The following is a 20,154-nucleotide window of genomic DNA, read 5'->3' on the forward strand; positions in this document are numbered from 1 at the left end:
TTATGGCTTACATTTGCCGCCGCAACAGGGAAAAACGTTTCCCCTAGCAAATCTTCTACCGGTGCTGTAGCTCAGTTGGTAGAGCAAAGGATTGAAAATCCTTGTGTCGGCGGTTCGATTCCGTCCAGCACCACAGCAGAAACGCAATAGCCCCGCATCTTTGATGCGGGGCTATTTTCGTTTACAACTGAGCGAAGTTCACTTCAGCGAAGACGTAAATGAAAGTAGTCCCGATGGCTTTAGTCCGAGGCTATTGTGCTTCTGCAGCTTTGGGCCACCAGGAACTACCGAGCGAAGAATGAGCGAAGGTGAATCCGTTCAAGATATGTGCTATAGATATTTTTTGCTGCAGGGCATTTTTAGTTTAGGACTCTCGCAACGAACGATGCGCATGAGCAATTAACTACGAATGGATCGTGGGTTTAGCTCAAAGCATTTATGGTTTTCTTTGGGCCACTAGGAACGAGCGAAGAAAAAGTGAAGACGCTTGCAATGAAACGACCGAATATTAGCAACCTCACTTCATGGATTATTCCACACATACAGAACTACTTAGCCCGTGAAGGAGGAGAGTCTATGTCCAAGAACAACATTGAAAAGATGTTGAGGAACCACCCAGCGTTTGCTGGGAGTGTGACGAGGTTTCAGGCAGGTAAGAATGAAGTAAGTGGACATGGGATATTATTAAGTAGAGTTCCATTTAAAGTTCCAGTGTATGACCATTAACACCCCATCTCAACTTTAAAACACTTTATATCTCAATTTTCAAGATATCCAGGATATTCAACTAACTTGCCATCAGACTCTGATCAACATGAACAGGATAAAAGAGATACTAGAAGAGAAGGGAATTAAGCAGACGTGGTTAGCTGAAAAGCTTGGAAAAAGCTACAACATGGTTAACGGCTATGTACAAAATAGACAGCAGCCACGACTCCAAATACTTTTCGAGATTGCCGAAATACTAGAAGTTAAACCGCAAGACTTACTAAAAGATAAAGAATGACTAGCATAGCACAAAGACAGGAACTGCAAAATAAAATATGGAAAATCGCTAATGAAGTACGCGGTTCTGTTGATGGATGGGACTTTAAACAGTTCGTTCTTGGGACGCTTTTCTATCGTTTCATAAGTGAAAATTTCACCAATTATATTGAAGGTGGAGATGAGAGTGTGAACTATCCGAGTCTATCAGATGATGTAATCACACCTGAAATTAAAGACGATGCGATAAAGACCAAAGGTTACTTCATCTATCCAAGTCAACTCTTTGTCAACATTGCCAAAACTGCCAACACAAACCCTAATCTAAACACAGACTTAAAAGCCATTTTCGATTCCATTGAAAGTTCAGCAAATGGCTATCCGTCTGAGCAAGACATTAAAGGGCTGTTTGCAGATTTCGACACAACAAGCACACGACTTGGCAATACGGTCGAAAACAAAAACAGCAGACTAGCTGCAGTTATTAAAGGTGTTGCTGAATTGAGTTTCGGAAATTTTGAAGACAACCAAATTGACCTTTTTGGTGATGCGTACGAATTCCTAATCTCCAACTATGCCGCCAACGCAGGAAAATCTGGTGGTGAGTTTTTCACGCCTCAGCACGTTTCCAAACTCATTGCTCAATTGGCAATGCATGGACAGTCAACAGTAAACAAGATTTATGACCCTGCAGCAGGCTCTGGTTCATTGCTTTTACAAGCTAAAAAACACTTCGACAATCACATCATAGAGCAAGGATTCTTCGGTCAAGAAGTAAATCACACCACCTACAATTTGGCACGTATGAACATGTTCTTGCACAACATCAATTACGATAAGTTTCACATTGTATTAGGCGACACACTTAGAGAACCACATTTAGGTGATGAAAAGCCTTTTGATGCTATTGTGTCAAATCCGCCTTATTCTGTAAAATGGGTTGGTGATGACGACCCAACCATGATCAATGATGACCGTTTTGCTCCTGCGGGTGTGCTTGCTCCAAAATCAAAAGCCGATTTTGCTTTTGTATTGCATGCTTTGAGTTATTTGTCAAGTAAAGGACGGGCAGCCATTGTGTGCTTTCCTGGCATCTTTTACCGAGGCGGTTCTGAACAAAAGATTCGAAAATATCTAGTGGATAATAACTATGTAGAAACCGTCATTTCTTTGGCTCCAAATCTTTTCTTTGGAACGACAATAGCGGTCAACCTGTTAGTGCTCTCCAAGCATAAATCAGAGACAAAAACTCAATTTATTGATGCTAGCGGTGAGGATTTCTTTAAGAAAGTAACCAATAACAATGTGATGACCGATAAGCACATTGCAAAGGTTATGGAACTCTTCGCTAACAAATTGGAAGTGGCCCATGTATCAATTTCCGTCGAGAATTCCAAGATTTCGGAAAATGATTACAATCTTTCAGTAACCTCCTATGTAGAAGCGAAGGACAATCGAGAACCGATAAACATTTCTGAATTGAACGAGAAAGTTTCAAAAATTGTAGAGAACATCGATAAGCTACGTGCTGACATTAATGCCATTATTACAGAGATTGAAGGATGAGTTTTTTAAATAAACTACTAGAGGGCAAAGAATTAGAGTGGTCAACTCTAGGCGATGAAAAGTACGTTATCATTGAAAACTCAGGTAGAAAACCAGTAAAGGCTTCGTTACGAGTACCGGGGGATACTCCTTATTATGGAGCAAATAACATACAAGACTATGTGGATGGTTTCACCCATGAAGGCACCTATGTGTTGGTAGCCGAAGATGGATCTGCAAGTCTTGAAAATTACTCAGTGCAATGGGCAATGGGTAAATTTTGGGCAAATAACCATGTTCATGTGTTGCGTGGAAGAACTAAGCTAGAGAATAGGTTCTTATTCCATTATTTACGAATCGTGAATTATATTCCTTTCTTGTCGGGCGGCGGGAGAGCCAAATTGACTAAAGGTAGGCTGATGGAAATTCCAATACCTATTCCTGCACCTGCAGTTCAGGAAGAAATTGTGCGAATATTAGACTCTTTTACGGAGCTTGCAACGGAGCTTGCAACGGAGCTTGCAACGGAGCTTGTAGCACGAAATAAACAATATAATTTCTACCGTGAGCTATTGTTCAATTTTCATGGGAGAGATATACCACATCTACCATTGGGACATGAGGATGTAGGTGAATTTCAAAGAGGTAAGCGTTTCGTAAAAACTGACATAATTTCAGCAGGCGTACCATGCATTCATTACGGTGAAATTTACACTCACTATGGTGTTTGGGCCAATGAAACGAAATCCTTCGTTAGCAGGGATTTAGTTGAGAAGAAAAACCTAAGAATTGCCGAAAAGAGAGATGTTGTAATCGTTGCAGCTGGTGAAACTATTGAAGATATCGGACAAGGAACTGCCTGGTTAGGTGATCAAGGCGTAGTTATACATGATGCTTGTTTCTCTTATAGAAGTAAATTAAATCCAAAGTACGTTGCATACTTCACACGCACAAGGCAGTTTCATGATCAAATAAGACAACATATTCGAACAGGTAAAATTTCTGCTATCAATTCAAAAGGGCTAGGCAAAGCAGTGATTCCTATCCCGTCCCCCAAAGAGCAAGAGAGCATAGTCTCTATCCTCGACAAATTTGACATGCTTACCAATTCTATCAGTGAAGGACTCCCAAAAGAGATTGAGTTAAGACAAAAACAATATGAATATTACAGTGAAATGTTGTTAACCTTTCCCGAGGAAAATTTAGAAGCGTAACATGAGTAAGACTTTAACAGAAATTGCAACAACACTGAGAGATGCCAATAAAAAATTACAAGTAATTTATGCATTCAATGGATCTGGCAAGACTCGATTATCCAAGGAATTCAAAGAACTGATAGCACCTAAAGAAATTGAAACTGAGCCAGAAGAGGAGCCGAAACCTAAAGTGCTATATTACAACGCTTTCACAGAGGACTTGTTTTATTGGGATAATGATTTAGAGAACGACACTGACAGAAAATTACAAATCCACCCCAATAAATACACTAAATGGATACTCATTGATCAAGGACAAGAACCCAATATTGCGAGGCACTTTCAACGCTATACCAACGATAAATTGACTCCAACCTTTAATGAAGAATTTTCTGAGATTCGATTCTCATTTGAAACTGGAGATAATTCGATTCCGATTTTCAATGAGGATTCTCAAGAAATTCCTTCATCAACTGAGGAGGGCACAGAAGCTAAACCAGGAAATGTCAAGATTTCAAAGGGAGAAGAAAGTTGCTTTATCTGGAGCGTGTTTTACAGCCTCCTAGCTCAAACAGTCAATATTTTAAATGTAGCAGACGAAGCTGATCGAGAAACAGACCAATTCAATGATTTACAATACGTATTCATTGATGACCCTGTAAGTTCATTAGACGATACCCACTTAATTGAATTAGCTGTTGATATTGCTGATTTGATAAAATCGAGCACATCTGAATTGAAGTTCATTGTAACAACCCACAACCCACTATTTTACAATGTATTATTTAATGAATTCAGCAGAGAGAAAGGAACTAGAAAATGGCGGTTAGAAAAATATATAGACAGTACTTTTGATCTGATAGACCAACCTAAAGACTCACCTTTCTCGTATCATCTCACATTGCTAAAGGAACTTGAAAACGTGGCAGATTCTGGAGAAATTCAGAAATACCATTTTAATTTTTTAAGAAACGTATTAGAGAAGACCTCGACTTTCTTAGGATACAATAATTGGGAAGAGCTATTACCAGAAGATGGACGTCAATCCTATTACAAACGCATCATCAACCTGTCGAGTCACTCTAAACACCACGGAGATGAAGTCTCGATACTCGAAGAGGACAATAAACGTATGCTAGGATTCTTAGTTAAAGAGGTAATAATCAAAATCTATCACTTTCACTCAACAGTAGTGAAAGTTGAAAATCAAGAAAATGCCACAGTATAAGACTATAGCGGAATCAAATAACTTCATAGTACTTGAAAAGTATACGAAGTACTCAGATCTTCATGAGGCTCCGGTTATTTATCAGACAGAATCCGCGCTTGAGACTGAGTTTATCCAAGATTTGATTGACCAAGGTTACATATACTCAAAAGAGATAAACACAAAGGAAGCTATGCTGGCTAATGTCCGAATCCAACTTCAGACATTGAACAGCATGGAGTTTAAAGATAGTGAGTGGGCTCGCTTCGTTCAGGAGTATTTAGACAAGCCAGGAGATGGTATAATAGATAAGACCAGAAAAATTCACGACAACTATATCTATGACTTTGTATTTGATGATGGACATATCCAAAACATTTATCTGGTAGACAAGAATAATGTCCTGCGAAACAAACTACAAGTCATCTCACAATTTGAGCAGAAAGGAACACATTCCAATCGTTACGATGTAACCATTTTGGTCAATGGCATACCTCTAGTGCAGGTAGAACTTAAGAAGCGTGGAGTCGCTATTCGCGAGGCTTTTAACCAAGTGCATCGCTATAGCAAGGAAAGCTTTAATAGTGACAATTCATTGTTCAAGTACTTGCAGGTTTTCGTTATATCAAATGGGACAGACAGCCGCTACTTCGCAAATACGGTAAGACGTGATAAGAACAGCTATGACTTCACCATGAACTGGGCGAAGGCTGATAATTCATTAATTAAGGATTTGAAGGATTTCACGGCTACATTCTTTGAGAAGGGTACCCTCCTTAAGGTATTGCTTACATATTCTGTATTTGACACAAGTGATACCCTCCTCATTATGAGGCCATATCAGATTGCAGCTACAGAACGGATTTTGTGGAAGATTAAGAGTTCATTCCATGCTAAAAAATGGTCAACCAATGAAAGCGGCGGTTTCATATGGCATACTACAGGATCAGGAAAAACCCTTACGAGCTTTAAAGCAGCGAGACTTGCAACCGAACTTGACTTCATAGATAAAGTTTTCTTTGTGGTTGATCGTAAGGACTTGGACTTTCAGACTATGAAAGAATACCAACGATTCTCTCCTGAAAGTGTAAATGGCTCTGAAAGTACAGCAGGTTTAAAGCGGAACATTGAACAAGATGATAACAAGATTATCGTCACTACCATTCAGAAGCTGAACAACCTCATGAAAAATGAAGACGCATTACCTGTTTACCAGAAACAAGTGGTCTTTATTTTTGATGAAGCGCACCGCTCTCAATTCGGTGAAGCACAAAAGAACCTCAATAAAAAATTCAAAAAATTCTTTCAATTCGGATTCACTGGAACACCAATTTTTCCAGAGAATGCATTAGGAGCTGAAACCACGGCAAGTGTTTTTGGGAGAGAGTTACATTCTTATGTTATTACAGATGCCATTAGGGATGAAAAGGTTCTAAAATTCAAGGTAGATTACAATGATGTTCGCCCCAAGTTTAAGAGCATTGAAACAGAAATAGATGAGAAAAAGCTAAGTGCCGCAGAGAATAAAAGCGCCCTGCTACACCCAATTCGCATCAAAGAGATTTCGCAGTACGTACTTCAAAACTTCAAACAAAAGACACATAGAACCAAAGGCGGAAACAGTGGCTTTAACGCAATGTTTGCGGTAAGTAGTGTTGACGCTGCAAAATGCTATTATGAAGAGCTCAATAAGCTTCAGGAGGAAAGCGAAAAGCCACTGAAGATAGCCACCATCTTTTCTTTTGCAGCAAACGAAGAACAAAATGCAATTGGAGAAATTGCCGACGAAACCTTTGAACCATCAGCTTTGGATCAAAGTGCAAAAGAGTTTTTGACCAATGCCATCTCTGACTACAATTCGATGTTCAAAACCAGCTATGGCGTTGAAAGCAGAGAGTTCCAGAACTACTACAGAGACCTAGCAAAACGAGTTAAAAACAAAGAGATTGACTTAATCATTGTAGTCGGCATGTTCCTTACTGGTTTTGATGCGCCAACTCTTAACACGTTGTTCGTCGACAAGAATCTCCGTTATCACGGTTTAATGCAAGCGTTCTCTCGAACCAATAGAATCTACGACGCTACTAAAACCTTCGGAAACATTATTACCTTTCGCGATTTAGAAAAAGCTACGGTTGATGCTATAACACTTTTCGGAGATAAGAACACCAAAGATGTAGTTTTAGAAAAAAGCTTCAGGGAATATCTTGAAGGCTTCACAGATATTAATTCCGGTGATGCTCGAAGAGGCCTTATTGATGTAGTTAATGATCTCAATAAAAAATTCCCAAATCCTGATGAAATAGTCACGGAAAAGGACAAAAAAGAATTCGCCAAAATCTTTGGTGAATATTTAAGAGTTGAGAACATTCTCCAAAACTATGATGAGTTCACCCACTTAAAAGCAATTCAAACTCTCGACGCTAGTGACCCAGATGCCGTCGAAGCTTTTAAGGATACGCATTTTATAAGCGATGAGAACATTGCGGCTTATCGCGATATTGATTTACCAACTGAGCGTAGAGTTCAAGATTATCGATCAACTTACAATGACATTCGTGACTGGCTGAGAAAAGAACGCCGTGGCAAGGAAGCTGAGGAGTCAACCATTGATTGGGATGATGTGATCTTTGAGGTCGACCTGCTTAAGTCCCAAGAGATAAACCTCGATTATATCCTTGAACTCATCTTTGAACACAACAAGAAAACGAAGGACAAGGCTTCATTAATCGAAGAGATCAGAAGAGTTATTCGTTCAAGTATAGGAAACAGAGCCAAGGAAAGCTTAATTGTAGATTTCATCAATGACACCGAACTTGATGAAATACAAGATAAAGCAAGTGTGATTGATTCTTTCTTCTCCTATGCTCAACGCAAACAGAAAACTGAAGCAACGGAGCTCATCACCGAAGAAAATTTGAATGTAGAAGCGGCTAAGCGATACATTTCAGCTTCTTTAAGACGAGAATACGCAAGTGTGAATGGAACTGAACTCAATGCACTTTTACCAAAAATGAGTCCTTTGAATCCTCAGTACTTGACAAAAAAGCAAAGTGTATTTCAAAAGATATCTTCATTTGTGGACAAATTTAAAGGAGTGGGAGGGCAATTATAGCTCTCCTCACCTATTCCAATACTCCGCCAACATCTCAGCCAATTTCTCATTACAAAAACTATTATGCATGAGGGAAGTTTTCCGGGAAAAGTACTTGCTAAAGTCTCAATAGTCGGAGTTAGCTTAATAACACCTTATACATACTTCATTAAGACGCTATCCTTTTGTCCCTGCGCAACTTTAATATGCCAATATTCTAAGGGAATTTGTGTTTTGTGTTTAAGCCTTCTTAGGTAATCCAGATCATTCTTTGACATGGCAGCTGGTCCAGCTATAATAAGACTTTCAATCTCCAAGTCTGAGTAATACGCATACTCTAATAACTGCCCCAAAGCCTGGCGAATATTATCCTTGGCTATCTTGGAAGTCTTAATTTCAAACAGAATGAAGGTATTCGAGTTTCTAACAGCTATATCGATCAGTTTATTATCAATTCGAAATAGCTCTGCGCTGATTTGATCCTTCGGATATGTCAACTCAAGATAATCTGCAAGACCATTCACTAGATCAGTGTGTATCCTTGTAACTTTTCTCTTCTTAGCCTTTGTATTCATCTCATATTCGTCAGGTGGATTACCTCTACCAGACTTCCACTGCACCTGTACTTGCTCTGAGGATTTATAGAGATTATAGATTTCATCTCCAAGTTTGGATACTTTGTACGGTACGAATCGATTCTGTTTAGAATTGCTCGAACCTTTCATCACAAGCAACTCATCTAGCAGCTGAACGTCTTCTATATTAAACTTGACATTCGGTAACCATTGCCTTTCTTTTACATACTCTAAGCTTCCTTCAATCTCCTGAATATCTCTTTTGACAATTTCATTCCATTTACCTAGCGGAAGATTATTGATTTCATCTTGATTAAGCACTTCCAAGTTATCAATGTATCCAACGTAGTATTTTGATTTTGACTTATCATTGATGGTAAACAAATGCACTCTCTCAAGTAAGCTTGGTCCATTATCACCAAGTTTCGAAGCACCTTCAATAAATCCAAATTGAACTTTTCCCACTGTAAACTCATGGCTAAACAACCATTCCTCATTCGCATATCCATACTTCTCATCGAACCTACTACTTGAATTATTGATATTCGCAATATCATATTCGTGCCTTGTTGGCTTTGTCCATGAATTTGTATTCCATGTTAGCCTCATTAACCGCTCATTAGGAAATAATAAACTTGAAAGCTTAGCATACTCAACCTCGCAACCGGTGAAATAGGAATTCGACAATTCTATTAATTCGTTTATTTCGACATGCTCACCCTTACTTAATCTTCTTCGTTGCCACAGTAGGCCATTTTGTTTTCGATATTCATTAAATGCTTTCCCACGCCCATTCCTAGACGTAAAGAACTCATTATCCCATTTTACATCGATTTTGTAGACTATCTCGCCAGACTCCTCAAATCCAATAGTGTAGAATAATAAATCTGAAACACGAGTCCTAGGAAGAACACGATACCAAACAAACTTCCTAAACCGCTGTCCAACAGTATTATTAGCTTGTTCATTCCAACTCATTCTCCCTTTCACATCCCAACCTAATTTCTTTAAGCCTTCTCTCCATTTTTTGGCTTTCTGCCAAATGATTTGATTGAGAAAATCGCCAATGTTTTTATCAATTCTGTTGGATGAATCATATCCATTTCTCTTGATCAGTATTGAAAATGACTCTAGTTCTTTATATGAAATATGCCACTCATCGCATGTTGGATCTACAATCGGAAATCCAAGGGACCAGAGTTTAGACTGAGCCTGATCAGTCGTGAAATTTGGATTGACTATACTCTTCCCTGACAACTCATGCGCCTTACGGAAGAGCTCCTTTACTGGAAAGGAATTTCCCTGAAACCATACACTGTATTCGTCATTTGAAGCCACTTGTCCACTTAAAATGGCAGCCAATACATCGTTTTCATCTATAGAAATCATATTCGAGAGGGTGAGATTTAGAAAGAAGTAGTTATAAACTTACAATATTATCCTCTCTATGAGACATACGTAATTATTATATAAGAAATAGATCACTTATTCCTTCATCGGTGGCATTTTGTGCATGTTGAATAACACTTTGAAAGATTATATAATCTTGTTCTTCATGATCAATCAAAACAAACCTAAAATGCCATTCATTTTGGAAATAAATAGTGCTAAAAATTAGAAACAAATCTTTAATTGAGATAAATAAATAACAAGATCAATCATTCAATACAGCATCAATATTCTTGATTCTGTTATCGTACCGGAAATTATGATTATTGATTATCACTAGGTGTTTTACCTCCTTGTACTCTGAGCTTAACATTAAAATTTTCTCTTTTTTTACTTTATGAATTGGCACTTTTTTCCCGTCATCCATAAAGCCTGGAAATAACAGTAAGAACAATCCCAGGTTACTTCGAAAGTTAATCTCTTTCAATCTCTCATTAACGTCTTCAGCTCTATCCGGATTTATCTTAGCAAGAGATTTCAACAGAAATGGAAAACCTAAATCACTATCTCTCAAAGAATTTAAGATTATCTCAGCTGAGGCACCTTCAAAATTAAAATCACCGCTTTTTTGAATGAGTGAATCAAATGGTAAGCTCTCTTTATGAATCAGTGCCTTAACATCAAATGCTGAGCGTAGTATAACACCACTTTCTGACAGATTAGATAAATCATCTATTAGATTACAGTCTTTAAATGAAATCGGATCTTCAATATGCTGATAAAAGACATACAAAGGTATTGCCTTCTTTTCTCGAGCAAAGTCTATCAATTGCTCGCACTGAGCTGCTGTAACATGAGGATATGACGATAGACCATCTGTCGAATTCTGATAACTCTTGGCTTGAATAAAAAATCTCAAATATTTTTCATCGTCATTCCCAAGCCATAGTTCAATATCAACCCCTGTCTTGGACTCATTAACATTCAAATTCCTACAGGCTAACTCAACATCTGTGTAGTTACAGGCCTCTTCAACTAGCACCTTTAGCAGAATAGATGTTAGCGCTTCTTCTCTCAATTGAGCAATGGGCTGCTCATTTCGAGAACTAACCACGCGCATTGAATGATAAACTTCCGAAGCGGCTTTTTTTAGCATCAACATCAATGATTCTTCATACGCCATATCAAATATTATTTAAGTCTGTCTTCTTTAGTAAGATAGTACTTTATTCAGTATCTCATCCCTTCCAATACTCCGCCAACATTTCCGCCGCTTCCCTTTCACTAATCTTGATATACTTAAGAAAGGCTTTTTCTGACTTGTGACAAGTTACCATTCTGAGGACAGTCGTCGGCACATTTCGTTTGTAATTCAGCGTTGCAAAGGTTCATCTGGCTGTATGTGAAGCAATGAGCTCATACTCCTTCTTGATTTTATCTCTGGCCTTCCCAGCTCTGGTTTTTGTTAGAATGATGCCATTTGGTAGTCCTTAAGAGCTTGCCATTTTTTTCACATGCCTCTTTGACTCACCGCTACCTGAGTAAGGTGGAAAGTAACCACAAATTTGAATGAGTGTTTTTTTATCAATACCTTGTAGGAACACCCCTACAATCCCCCTCTATGAAATCTCTCCTCATCTACTTTGGACTTCTATCTACTTTTCAAGTGTATTCTCAACGACTAATTAGTGTTGAAAGTGATAGTACCAGTCAGTTTTTCACTGATTTACAAACCGCGTACAATGCCGCTAATAGTGGTGATGTAATTTATTTACCTGGGGGTGCAACTTTTTACAGCCTATTAATAGATAAGGATATTACTATAATTGGAGCTGGATACTCAATGGATTCGTCTAGCACAACAGGAATAACTGTGGTTTATAGTGCGGTGATTACTCAACCCAATTTAGATGTTCACTTGGAAGGAATTTACTTTCAAACGAGTGTTGGAGTAAGTGGGACCAACACGACTGAAGTAAATATAAGCCGTTGCTCTGTTGAGTACTTGAATAGCTGGGGAGCGCCTAACATGAGTGGACTCATTTCAGAGACAGAAATTCGAGGAAGAAGTCCAATTAGATCGCTCTATTGCGGAGGAGCACTTGCTGTTGAGAAGTTTAGCGGAGTGCTGGCCAATTGTGTGATATATAATACTATTGGTGAAATTCACGGAGCAACAGTTAAGAACTGTGTCTTTTTAGACTCATCAAGTTCTCAATACACGGATGTCAACAACACCGTCTTTTCCAATAATATCTTTTTAACGCCGTGCTTTGATCAAAAGCCAGTTCCCTATCCTCGGTGTTCTCGCGGATCGAACAATCAGTTCATAAACAACCTCTTTATTGGAAGCGCTTGCTTTGAGAATACCAATTACTTCTCGGGCAACCAGTTTAACGTGGCCTTAGCTAGCGTTTTTAGCAATTACCCTGGAAACACTTACAACCCTGGCAATCGCTATGAAATAAATCCCTCTGGCCCAGCAGCTAATGCAGGATTTAATGGTACAGATATAGGCATCACGGGCGGCGACTTCCCTTGGAAACCCGGAGGAGTTCCTCATAATCCTCATTTCAATAAAATAATCATTGCAGGGCAAACAAATGCCGATGGAACACTACCTGTAGAGATTAGGGTGAAAGCTCAGGAACGATAACCCTTCAGGTATGCAACGAAAATTAGCACTCATACTCAAAGTAGTGCTTGGTTTGGTATTTTACCAAGCACAAGGACAACATATCCCTCCACAAGGTGGAGTGGACTGCAACTCCCCTGGGGTTGTGGTTATCCCTGTGGTGGTTCATGTTATTCATAGACCTGGGGAGGCAATCGGGCATGGGTCTAACATTAGCGATTCGTCAATTCATTGGCAAATCGAACAAACCAATAATCATTTCCGAGCGAATAGCGTTCCAACGTCGTTATACTCTTATCTAGCTGAAGATATTCAAATTGAATTCCGACTAGCACGCTCCGATGAAAACGGTAATCCCCATAGCGGAATTAACAGAATAAGTTCACCTTTACCTTCAAACGTAGGTAGAATCTCACTTTATAAATTTGATAGCACATTCAAACATGTCAACACATGGTCAACCCACAAGTATATGAACATTTGGTACTCTCCATATGGCTTGTTACTCGATCCGTACTCAAATACTCTAAGCTTAGGGCAAGCATACCTTCCTATTCCCAGCAGCTTGGCAGGACTAGAACCGTATAGTATTCCCGTAACCTTATTACGCGCTACAAACCAATTGGCCTCGGATTCTACTGATGGACTAATAATATATTCTGACACTGTACTTCCAACTAATTTAACACATGAAATTGGTCACTACCTTGGCCTGTTTCATACATTCCAAGGTGGTTGTTTTAGTCTGTACGGAGATTACTGTAGCGACACACCCAGAACAACACGTAATGATACATGCCAAAGTGGTTCCTGCACTTTTGGCTTTCCGCCTGGGATGATTGAAAACTTCATGGACTACACCTACAACTGCCACAGTCTTTTCACGAAAGACCAGAAAGATAGGATGCACGTCGCTCTGCTTGCTCCACGACGTCCAGACATTCAACCGCTTCGCTATTTAAACAACAATGAATGGTTCGCGCTTGACACCTATGAACCTAATAACAGTGCATCTATAGCTAGAGAAGTATTTAACGCTGGCTCAGGATCTACTATAGATACGACACTCTCATCTAGGATCTTTCATGCTGGAGACGTAGACTGGTTTGAAATTTCACTCCAAGAGGAAGGAACATTAACGGTTAGCCTAACCGAGCTTTCAAAGAATTATGACCTAGAACTATTTGAATTAGACGGTTCACCTAATTGGTACAGCGGTTCGTATAATTCAAGTGCTACTTCAGAGCAAATCGTATTCAACAAACAAAATAACTCACATCGAACAATAGGCATAAAAGTTTCTAACTCCAATCAAGAATACGATAGATGCTCACCATATTCTCTACGAATTCAATGGCAATCCAACTCCGATTGTTCAAGCCTTAATGCAACGGCATCCGCTAGTTCGGCTTCTTCATACTCCACCAATGATGGTACAGCTTCAATTCATATTACAGGTGGAGCAAGTCCCTATCAAATCTTATGGTCTAATGGAAGCGTAGATACTTCTTTAAGCAATCTAACTACAGGTGTATATCAGGTTGTTGTGACAGATTCAAATGGATGTTCTGCTTCTGATTTAGTTTATGTTGGTGTTCAAGGCCTTTCTACCCCATCTTGCTTTGGAACGCAAACTCTCACATCAAACTCAGGAAACTTCACTGATGGAAGTGACACATCCAACTATCAAAACAATAGTTTCTGCTCATGGCATGTTAATCCATCCTCTAACAACAGCTCCATTATTTTCTCCATCAATCAACTAGATCTCGCATTAGGTGACACACTATTCATTTACAATGGAAGTAGCACAAACTCACTACCTGTAGCATCCTTAGTTAGCGGGAGCATCACCTCATCTGTTTCAACCGCAAGCGAAGCTTATATTCTATTCAAATCGAACGACACAATCACTTCAAGAGGTTGGGATATCAGTTATCAAGCAAGAGCATTGTCCTCTGGGCCAGGCATCAATCTTTATGAGTATTGGTTTGATGATAATCAAATCTCTAGAATACGAACATACACAAGCCCTAAGCAAAATCTACTCATTGATAGAAATATCAACACATCTCAGCTTTCTGCAGGAGTTCACACGGTGCATTTTCGATTTCAATATTTAGATCAAACATGGTCCTCTGTTTACAGTGAATACTTTATAAAACGACCTGTTCAAACTGATGAAAATAAAAGAATTACGAGATTTGAGTATTGGTTTGACGACGATGCTCAAAATAGAAAAACCCTCTATAGATCATTAAACCAATCTTGGACAATTAATGATATTCCCACAGAAAGCCTGACCTTAGGTGTACATGTCCTACATGCCAGGTCTCAGGATAACAGTGGAAGGTGGAGTAGTGTAATAAGTCAACACTTCATTAAGAATCAAATAGACCACGCCTCCACCAACTTGATGACGATGTATCGATATTGGTTTAACAATGACACTATCACCATAAAATCGGTACAACTCAGCCCACCAAGCACAATACTAAACCTTAGCACCACACTTGATCTATCTTCCCTACCAATAGGAAGCAATGTACTTCATCTTCAATCAAAGGATAGTACGGGGAAGTGGAGTTCTATTCTATCGGATACAATTAACAAGCTACCTAACCCCGTTGCCGACTTTAGCTTCACCAATCCAGACTGTACAAGTAAATCAGTGATTTTCACAAACCTGAGTACTGAGTCTACTGATTATGTGTGGCAATTTGGAGATGGTCAAAGTGATACAGCCACATCTCCAACTCACATATACGCTCTCCCTGGAAGGTACACCGTTACCTTAAGGTCACTTTATCAACCTTATGGAGTTGACAGCTTGATTAGCAAAGTGATAACGGTGGGTGCAAACACCTTTGATACTTTAACCGTATCATCGTGTGATTCCTTCACTTCACCAATCAGCCTACTTACATATACGAGCAGTGGATTTTACTCTGATACCCTATCTAATCAATATCAATGCGATAGTATTGTAACGACAGACCTAACCATTCATCAAACAAAATCCTATAATGACACCGCAATTTCATGCGGTCCTTACACTTCTCCCACTGGATTAGTCTATTCTATTTCAGGCGATTATTCTGACACCCTATCTTCATTAAACACTTGTGATAGTGTTGTCTATACTCACTTGACTATTAACAACGCGGCGAACACTAGTCAAACAGTAAATGCGTGCGTGAGCTACACTTCTCCTTCTAACAAAATTTACACATCAAGTGGAACATATTCGGATACGTTGACGGCAAATTCAGGGTGTGATAGTATCATTCAAACCAATCTCACAATTTATTCTCGATCCTATTCATCATTGACGGTTAGCTCGTGCGATTCATTTATTTCGCCTATGGGAAATGTTTACGTTTCAAGCGGAAATTACTCTGATACACTTACTAACTCGGCTGGTTGTGATAGCGTGATTTCTATCAACTTAACAATTTCGCCTTCTGCTTTTGTGAGTTTGAATGACACCGCCTGTGAGCGATATGTGTCCCCAACGGGTAATGTTTATTTACAAAGTGGCTTGTACGTAGACACGATTGCCAGAACATCTGGTTGTGACAGCATTATTGAGACTAATTTGGTAATACTTCCAAAATCAACGGGTCAAATCCAAGTAACCTCTTGTAATCAATACATCTCTCCTCTAGGTAGGGTTCTCACTTCATCAGGAAATTATGTAGATACGCTTCACAATGCGAATGGTTGCGACAGTATTCTAAATATCTCCTTAACAATTGAAAAAATAGATACCTCGGTAACTCAAGCAGGCACCACATTATTGGCGAATCAAAGCGGGGCGAGCTATCAGTGGTTAGACTGTAACAATGGAATGACACCAATAATCGGGGAAGTAAATCAGCTATTCAAACCCACAAACAATGGATCATATGCAGTTAGCATTACTCGTGGAACTTGCATTGACACTTCCTCATGCCATGTAATCTCTGCGATTGGATTGCATGAAGGCGTGACATTAGGACCAGATCGAGTTTTCCCAAATCCAAGTAAAGGCGATTTTACCATTGAAATGAGATCACCAATTTCAGGAGTAGTAATTACTGTTTATGATGCCTCCGGCAAATTAATATCTACGAATCAGCATCCTAACGGTCAAATTTTTAATGTTATAATCAATGCACCTATTGGAGCATACATGATTAAAGTTGAAAGCTCAGAAACATTAAGAATTTTTCAGGTAGTCAAGAAGGATTAACCAGTACTAAATGACCTTGCCCCCTTTATTCAGGCTCTTTACTTGACTTTATCACTAAAACGTATATACGTAAGGATTGATAGTCTATGGTAATTTACCGACCTCTCCAATACTCCGCCAACATCTCCGCCGCCGCCCTTTCGCTGATCTTGATATACTTCAGAAAAGCCTTTTCTGATTTGTGACCGGTTATCATTCTGAGAACGGTAATAGGACATTGCACTTGTTGTTCATCTCTGACCCGCCCTACTCAGACTTCAGACCGAACAATATCATTCATTAGCTCTTACAATCGAATCACTTCAAGTAAATCATGAAGGCTGTATACCTGTCTAACGTCTCAACTCTCCATCTCATTCAAACTCCTTCCACGCTCGTCTTTCCAATAATCTCTTCCGTTTAAACTCATGCCGGCTATGATTGAAATAGCTGCTGACGGACTGGAAAACTCATAGTCAGAAACGAATTGGAAATCTACGCCCACGAAACCTTTTGAAATGAGCCTGTCTCGAAGTGCTTTGTAGCCTTTAGAGAAACTTGGACGAGGCTCCCTCCCCATCTGACTCCCTGCCAATACTTTAAATCCTGTTGGTGTGAGATACCCTTTGGCTTCCACGGATGGTCTAGTCAACTTTGCAAATAGCAATTGTCTTTGCTTTTTGGGCAACAAATCACGATCATCCTCCTCCCAAAAGTCAAAGCCCATCATGGGCATAAGGAGGCGCAGATTATCCAGATAGGCTTCCATTTCATCTCGACCAATTTCTGGAAGTTTGGGATCTTTCAGCGCTCCATTGTTAACCAGATTCAATCGCTTGGCATTCGTCAATTCGTTGATAAGACGTGTTTCCAAGTATCGGACATGTCCCTTTGTTAGAATTTCATCTTTGGAACTAAAGACAATGGTTTTCTCCCAGAATTCCTTCTTTGCATCTCTCGCATGATTGGAAAGACGTTCGGCTAAGTTCTCAGATTCACCTACATATACTAGCGACTGAGATAAATCATCAGGGTCGCTTCCAATTAAGAAATACACACCAGGCCTCTGAAGTTCATCTCTTTCTTGCGCACTCTTAAGCAAGTTTCTTGGGAACCGAACACACTGTCCGGTCCAATTAGAGAGATAACCACAGACTACACCATTGGCATCGCCCGAAGTGAGATATTGGGAGATTGAGATACCACGTTTTGACTTCATGAAAGAGCGGTTAGGAATATGACCTCAAATTAGTGATCTTCGGACAAACGAACCCTCTACTCTCTAAAATGTCTCAAATCAGAATTATTGGATGGGATGCTGCTAGCAAGTGGCGTAATAATGGAATATTTGAGGCAAACTACGATTTGAAGGAATTCAACTTGAAGGAAGCTCCTAAGGAGATCAACGTAAGCGATCTAAAGAACATTCTAAGTTGCCCCCTAGAGAATACCATCATTGCTATAGACATGCCTCTGGCTTGGCCAATCGCCTTTCAAAAGGAATGGAATTCAAATTCTCCTCGTGAATCTACAACCTGTAAACGTTGCCCCAAAGAGAATAGACCGAATGAGAATATTTTCAGGCGTAAAACCGAGCAATGGGTTGCCAAAGAAAAGTATATAAACCCATTAGAAGTAACGGCTCAACCACTAGCAAAAGCCGCCTTTAAAACCTGTAAAAGGTTGTCTAAGTATTTCACCGTGGATTGGTTCGAAGACGTGATTCGTACCAATGGTGCGACCAGCGGAATATTGGAAGTGTATCCAGCGGCTAGTTTAAACAAGTCTTTTCCTGTCACTAAAAAACTACCAAAGAAAGGTAGTAACGAATACAAGTCTGAAGTACAACGGTATCTATCTCAAGTTGATCCAGCTTTTGCTCCGGCTATGAACAAGACCATGAACCATCACCAAATAGATGCTCTCCTCTGCATCGCAACTACCATTCAATATTTAAGGAAAGAATGTCAACCACCTGGCGACACTATCTGTGATGATTGTTTGTTCAAAGAAGGATGGATCTGGGTGCCTTTCAATAATTCCAACGCTCTGAATAAATGAAAATACCTCAGTTTACGAATACACAAGATATTGATAGTATTCTCTCTGATCTATTGGAAAGGATTCCTGAAAAGGAGAAACGTCCTAGCACAATATTCGACATTGCAGGCATTACTTCCGATGAGGTTAAAAACAGTAAGATCCTCCAATATTATCTCGATCCGAATGCCGACCACGAACTTGGCGACACCTTCATTCAAGCCATGTGTGATTGCTTTATCTCTGCCTATCCAGAGAAATCAAAAAATCGAAATAAGGTCGTCTCTATCATTGAGGACATTAAATCGAATACAGCCGAGCACGAAACGATATCTGTGGTTACTGAAGTTCCTGTCGAAAAGAAATTTGTTGACATATATGTGACCAACACTCTCTATGAGGGCGCGAATCAAGATGAATCCAACAATGAACTTTTATGGTCAATGGTGATTGAGAATAAGATCTATGCAGATTTATACAATCCAATTGAGACCTATTGGAGTGTTGATGACTGTGATACCAAAATTCTCCCTATCCTGTCCATTTACCCGTTGCGCGAAGAACTTTTGGAAAGCTATAGAGAGAAGAGCGTTCTCGTGAGCAATATCACACACGAAACATTGATAAAAAATGTATTAAGCCGTATTACTGCTAAATATGATTCTATCCCTACACGTCAATTATTCTTACTCCAAGAATATTATTCAAACATTGTCAATCTAACTAAGCGTGCCGCAATGAAATTCAAAGAGGAACGGTTCCAGCTCTTTCAGAAACGAATAGAAGATGTGAACGAAATGAGACATCACATTTACCACAATGACCGATATGTGGTTGATTCCGTTACAAACGCATTTAATGCTTTAGGGTACAAATCCAAACCCAAGGCAAGAAGCGTTGTAGAAAGGTGGTTCATCTTTTCAAAGAAAAATGAGTTACTTACTCCTCTAACCAACTGGAGTGAAGAGGACCTGAAGAAATTACGGTTCTATGTCAATATGAACCCTATCAAGCACACCAACACCTTTAAGGCAGAGTTTGAATTATTCACAAAAAAGGGTGTAGAAGCTCATTTCGAATCCATTCGAAAGAAAGTATTAGCATTGGAATGGCCCGACTTTATTGAGGTTGTGAACGAAAATCCCAAAACTGACTACGCACACATTCTTAGGATCAACTTTAAACTCTCTGACCTTGAAAATACGGATGACATCAATTTGGAAGAAAGAGTGAAATTAATCTTAGAGATGTTCTTCAAATCTTTAAAATAATCCCC

13 protein-coding genes and 1 tRNA gene are annotated in these 20,154 nt (G+C 39.4%); 11 read left to right on the forward strand and 3 right to left on the reverse strand.

What is annotated here, in order from left to right; all coding sequences use genetic code 11:
* The first annotated feature begins 60 nt into the window (after window positions 1–60).
* From F8C82_RS08935 to F8C82_RS08965, 7 genes are all read left to right on the forward strand, one after another.
* Window positions 61–133, forward strand: a tRNA-Phe gene (locus F8C82_RS08935).
* 359 nt (window positions 134–492) lie between these two features.
* Entirely contained in the window at window positions 493–726 is a 234-nt protein-coding gene (locus F8C82_RS08940) for a hypothetical protein (RefSeq protein ID WP_151693245.1), read from the forward strand.
* Between the two features lie 88 nt (window positions 727–814).
* Window positions 815–1,006, forward strand: coding sequence for a helix-turn-helix domain-containing protein (locus F8C82_RS08945; RefSeq protein WP_151693246.1), 192 nt, complete (start codon window positions 815–817; stop codon window positions 1,004–1,006).
* Window positions 1,003–2,550: a type I restriction-modification system subunit M gene (locus tag F8C82_RS08950; RefSeq protein WP_151693247.1), complete on the forward strand. Its 1,548-nt coding sequence runs from the start codon at window positions 1,003–1,005 to the stop codon at window positions 2,548–2,550. Before F8C82_RS08945 ends, F8C82_RS08950 begins: the two co-directional genes overlap by 4 nt.
* Entirely contained in the window at window positions 2,547–3,743 is a 1,197-nt protein-coding gene (locus tag F8C82_RS08955) for a restriction endonuclease subunit S (RefSeq protein WP_151693248.1), read from the forward strand. Before F8C82_RS08950 ends, F8C82_RS08955 begins: the two co-directional genes overlap by 4 nt.
* 1 nt (window position 3,744) lies before the next feature.
* Window positions 3,745–4,953: an AAA family ATPase gene (locus F8C82_RS08960; protein WP_151693249.1), complete on the forward strand. Its 1,209-nt coding sequence runs from the start codon at window positions 3,745–3,747 to the stop codon at window positions 4,951–4,953.
* Window positions 4,940–8,047: a type I restriction endonuclease subunit R gene (locus tag F8C82_RS08965; protein ID WP_151694071.1), complete on the forward strand. Its 3,108-nt coding sequence runs from the start codon at window positions 4,940–4,942 to the stop codon at window positions 8,045–8,047. Before F8C82_RS08960 ends, F8C82_RS08965 begins: the two co-directional genes overlap by 14 nt.
* A 134-nt stretch (window positions 8,048–8,181) precedes the next feature.
* On the opposite strand, the gene F8C82_RS08970 is transcribed toward F8C82_RS08965, so the two are convergent.
* Complete coding sequence (locus tag F8C82_RS08970) at window positions 8,182–9,990, reverse strand: hypothetical protein (protein WP_151693250.1); 1,809 nt, start codon at window positions 9,988–9,990, stop codon at window positions 8,182–8,184.
* A 265-nt stretch (window positions 9,991–10,255) separates the two neighbouring features.
* Window positions 10,256–11,173 (reverse strand): DUF6615 family protein, encoded by a 918-nt coding sequence (locus F8C82_RS08975; protein ID WP_151693251.1) that lies wholly within the window; start codon window positions 11,171–11,173, stop codon window positions 10,256–10,258.
* A gap of 438 nt (window positions 11,174–11,611) precedes the next feature.
* On the opposite strand from F8C82_RS08975, the gene F8C82_RS08980 reads away from it, so the two are divergent.
* Together F8C82_RS08980 and F8C82_RS08985 are read left to right on the forward strand one after the other, a co-directional pair.
* The gene (locus F8C82_RS08980) at window positions 11,612–12,646 is read left to right on the forward strand and encodes a right-handed parallel beta-helix repeat-containing protein (RefSeq protein WP_151693252.1); all 1,035 of its coding nucleotides are present in this window, start codon (window positions 11,612–11,614) and stop codon (window positions 12,644–12,646) included.
* A gap of 451 nt (window positions 12,647–13,097) precedes the next feature.
* Complete coding sequence (locus tag F8C82_RS08985; protein WP_170266206.1) at window positions 13,098–16,859, forward strand: M43 family zinc metalloprotease; 3,762 nt, start codon at window positions 13,098–13,100, stop codon at window positions 16,857–16,859.
* Window positions 16,860–17,199: 340 nt separating this feature from the next.
* On the opposite strand, the gene F8C82_RS08990 is transcribed toward F8C82_RS08985, so the two are convergent.
* Entirely contained in the window at window positions 17,200–18,057 is an 858-nt protein-coding gene (locus F8C82_RS08990) for a GIY-YIG nuclease family protein (RefSeq protein WP_151693254.1), read from the reverse strand.
* A gap of 68 nt (window positions 18,058–18,125) precedes the next feature.
* On the opposite strand from F8C82_RS08990, the gene F8C82_RS08995 reads away from it, so the two are divergent.
* Window positions 18,126–18,899, forward strand: a complete 774-nt coding sequence (locus tag F8C82_RS08995; protein ID WP_151693255.1) for a DUF429 domain-containing protein — start codon at window positions 18,126–18,128, stop codon at window positions 18,897–18,899.
* Window positions 18,896–20,149 (forward strand): PD-(D/E)XK nuclease family protein, encoded by a 1,254-nt coding sequence (locus F8C82_RS09000; protein WP_151693256.1) that lies wholly within the window; start codon window positions 18,896–18,898, stop codon window positions 20,147–20,149. Before F8C82_RS08995 ends, F8C82_RS09000 begins: the two co-directional genes overlap by 4 nt.
* Window positions 20,150–20,154: the final 5 nt, after the last annotated feature.

The sequence above is a fragment of the Phaeocystidibacter marisrubri genome, assembly GCF_008933165.1.
Lineage (GTDB): Bacteria > Bacteroidota > Bacteroidia > Flavobacteriales > Schleiferiaceae > Phaeocystidibacter > Phaeocystidibacter marisrubri.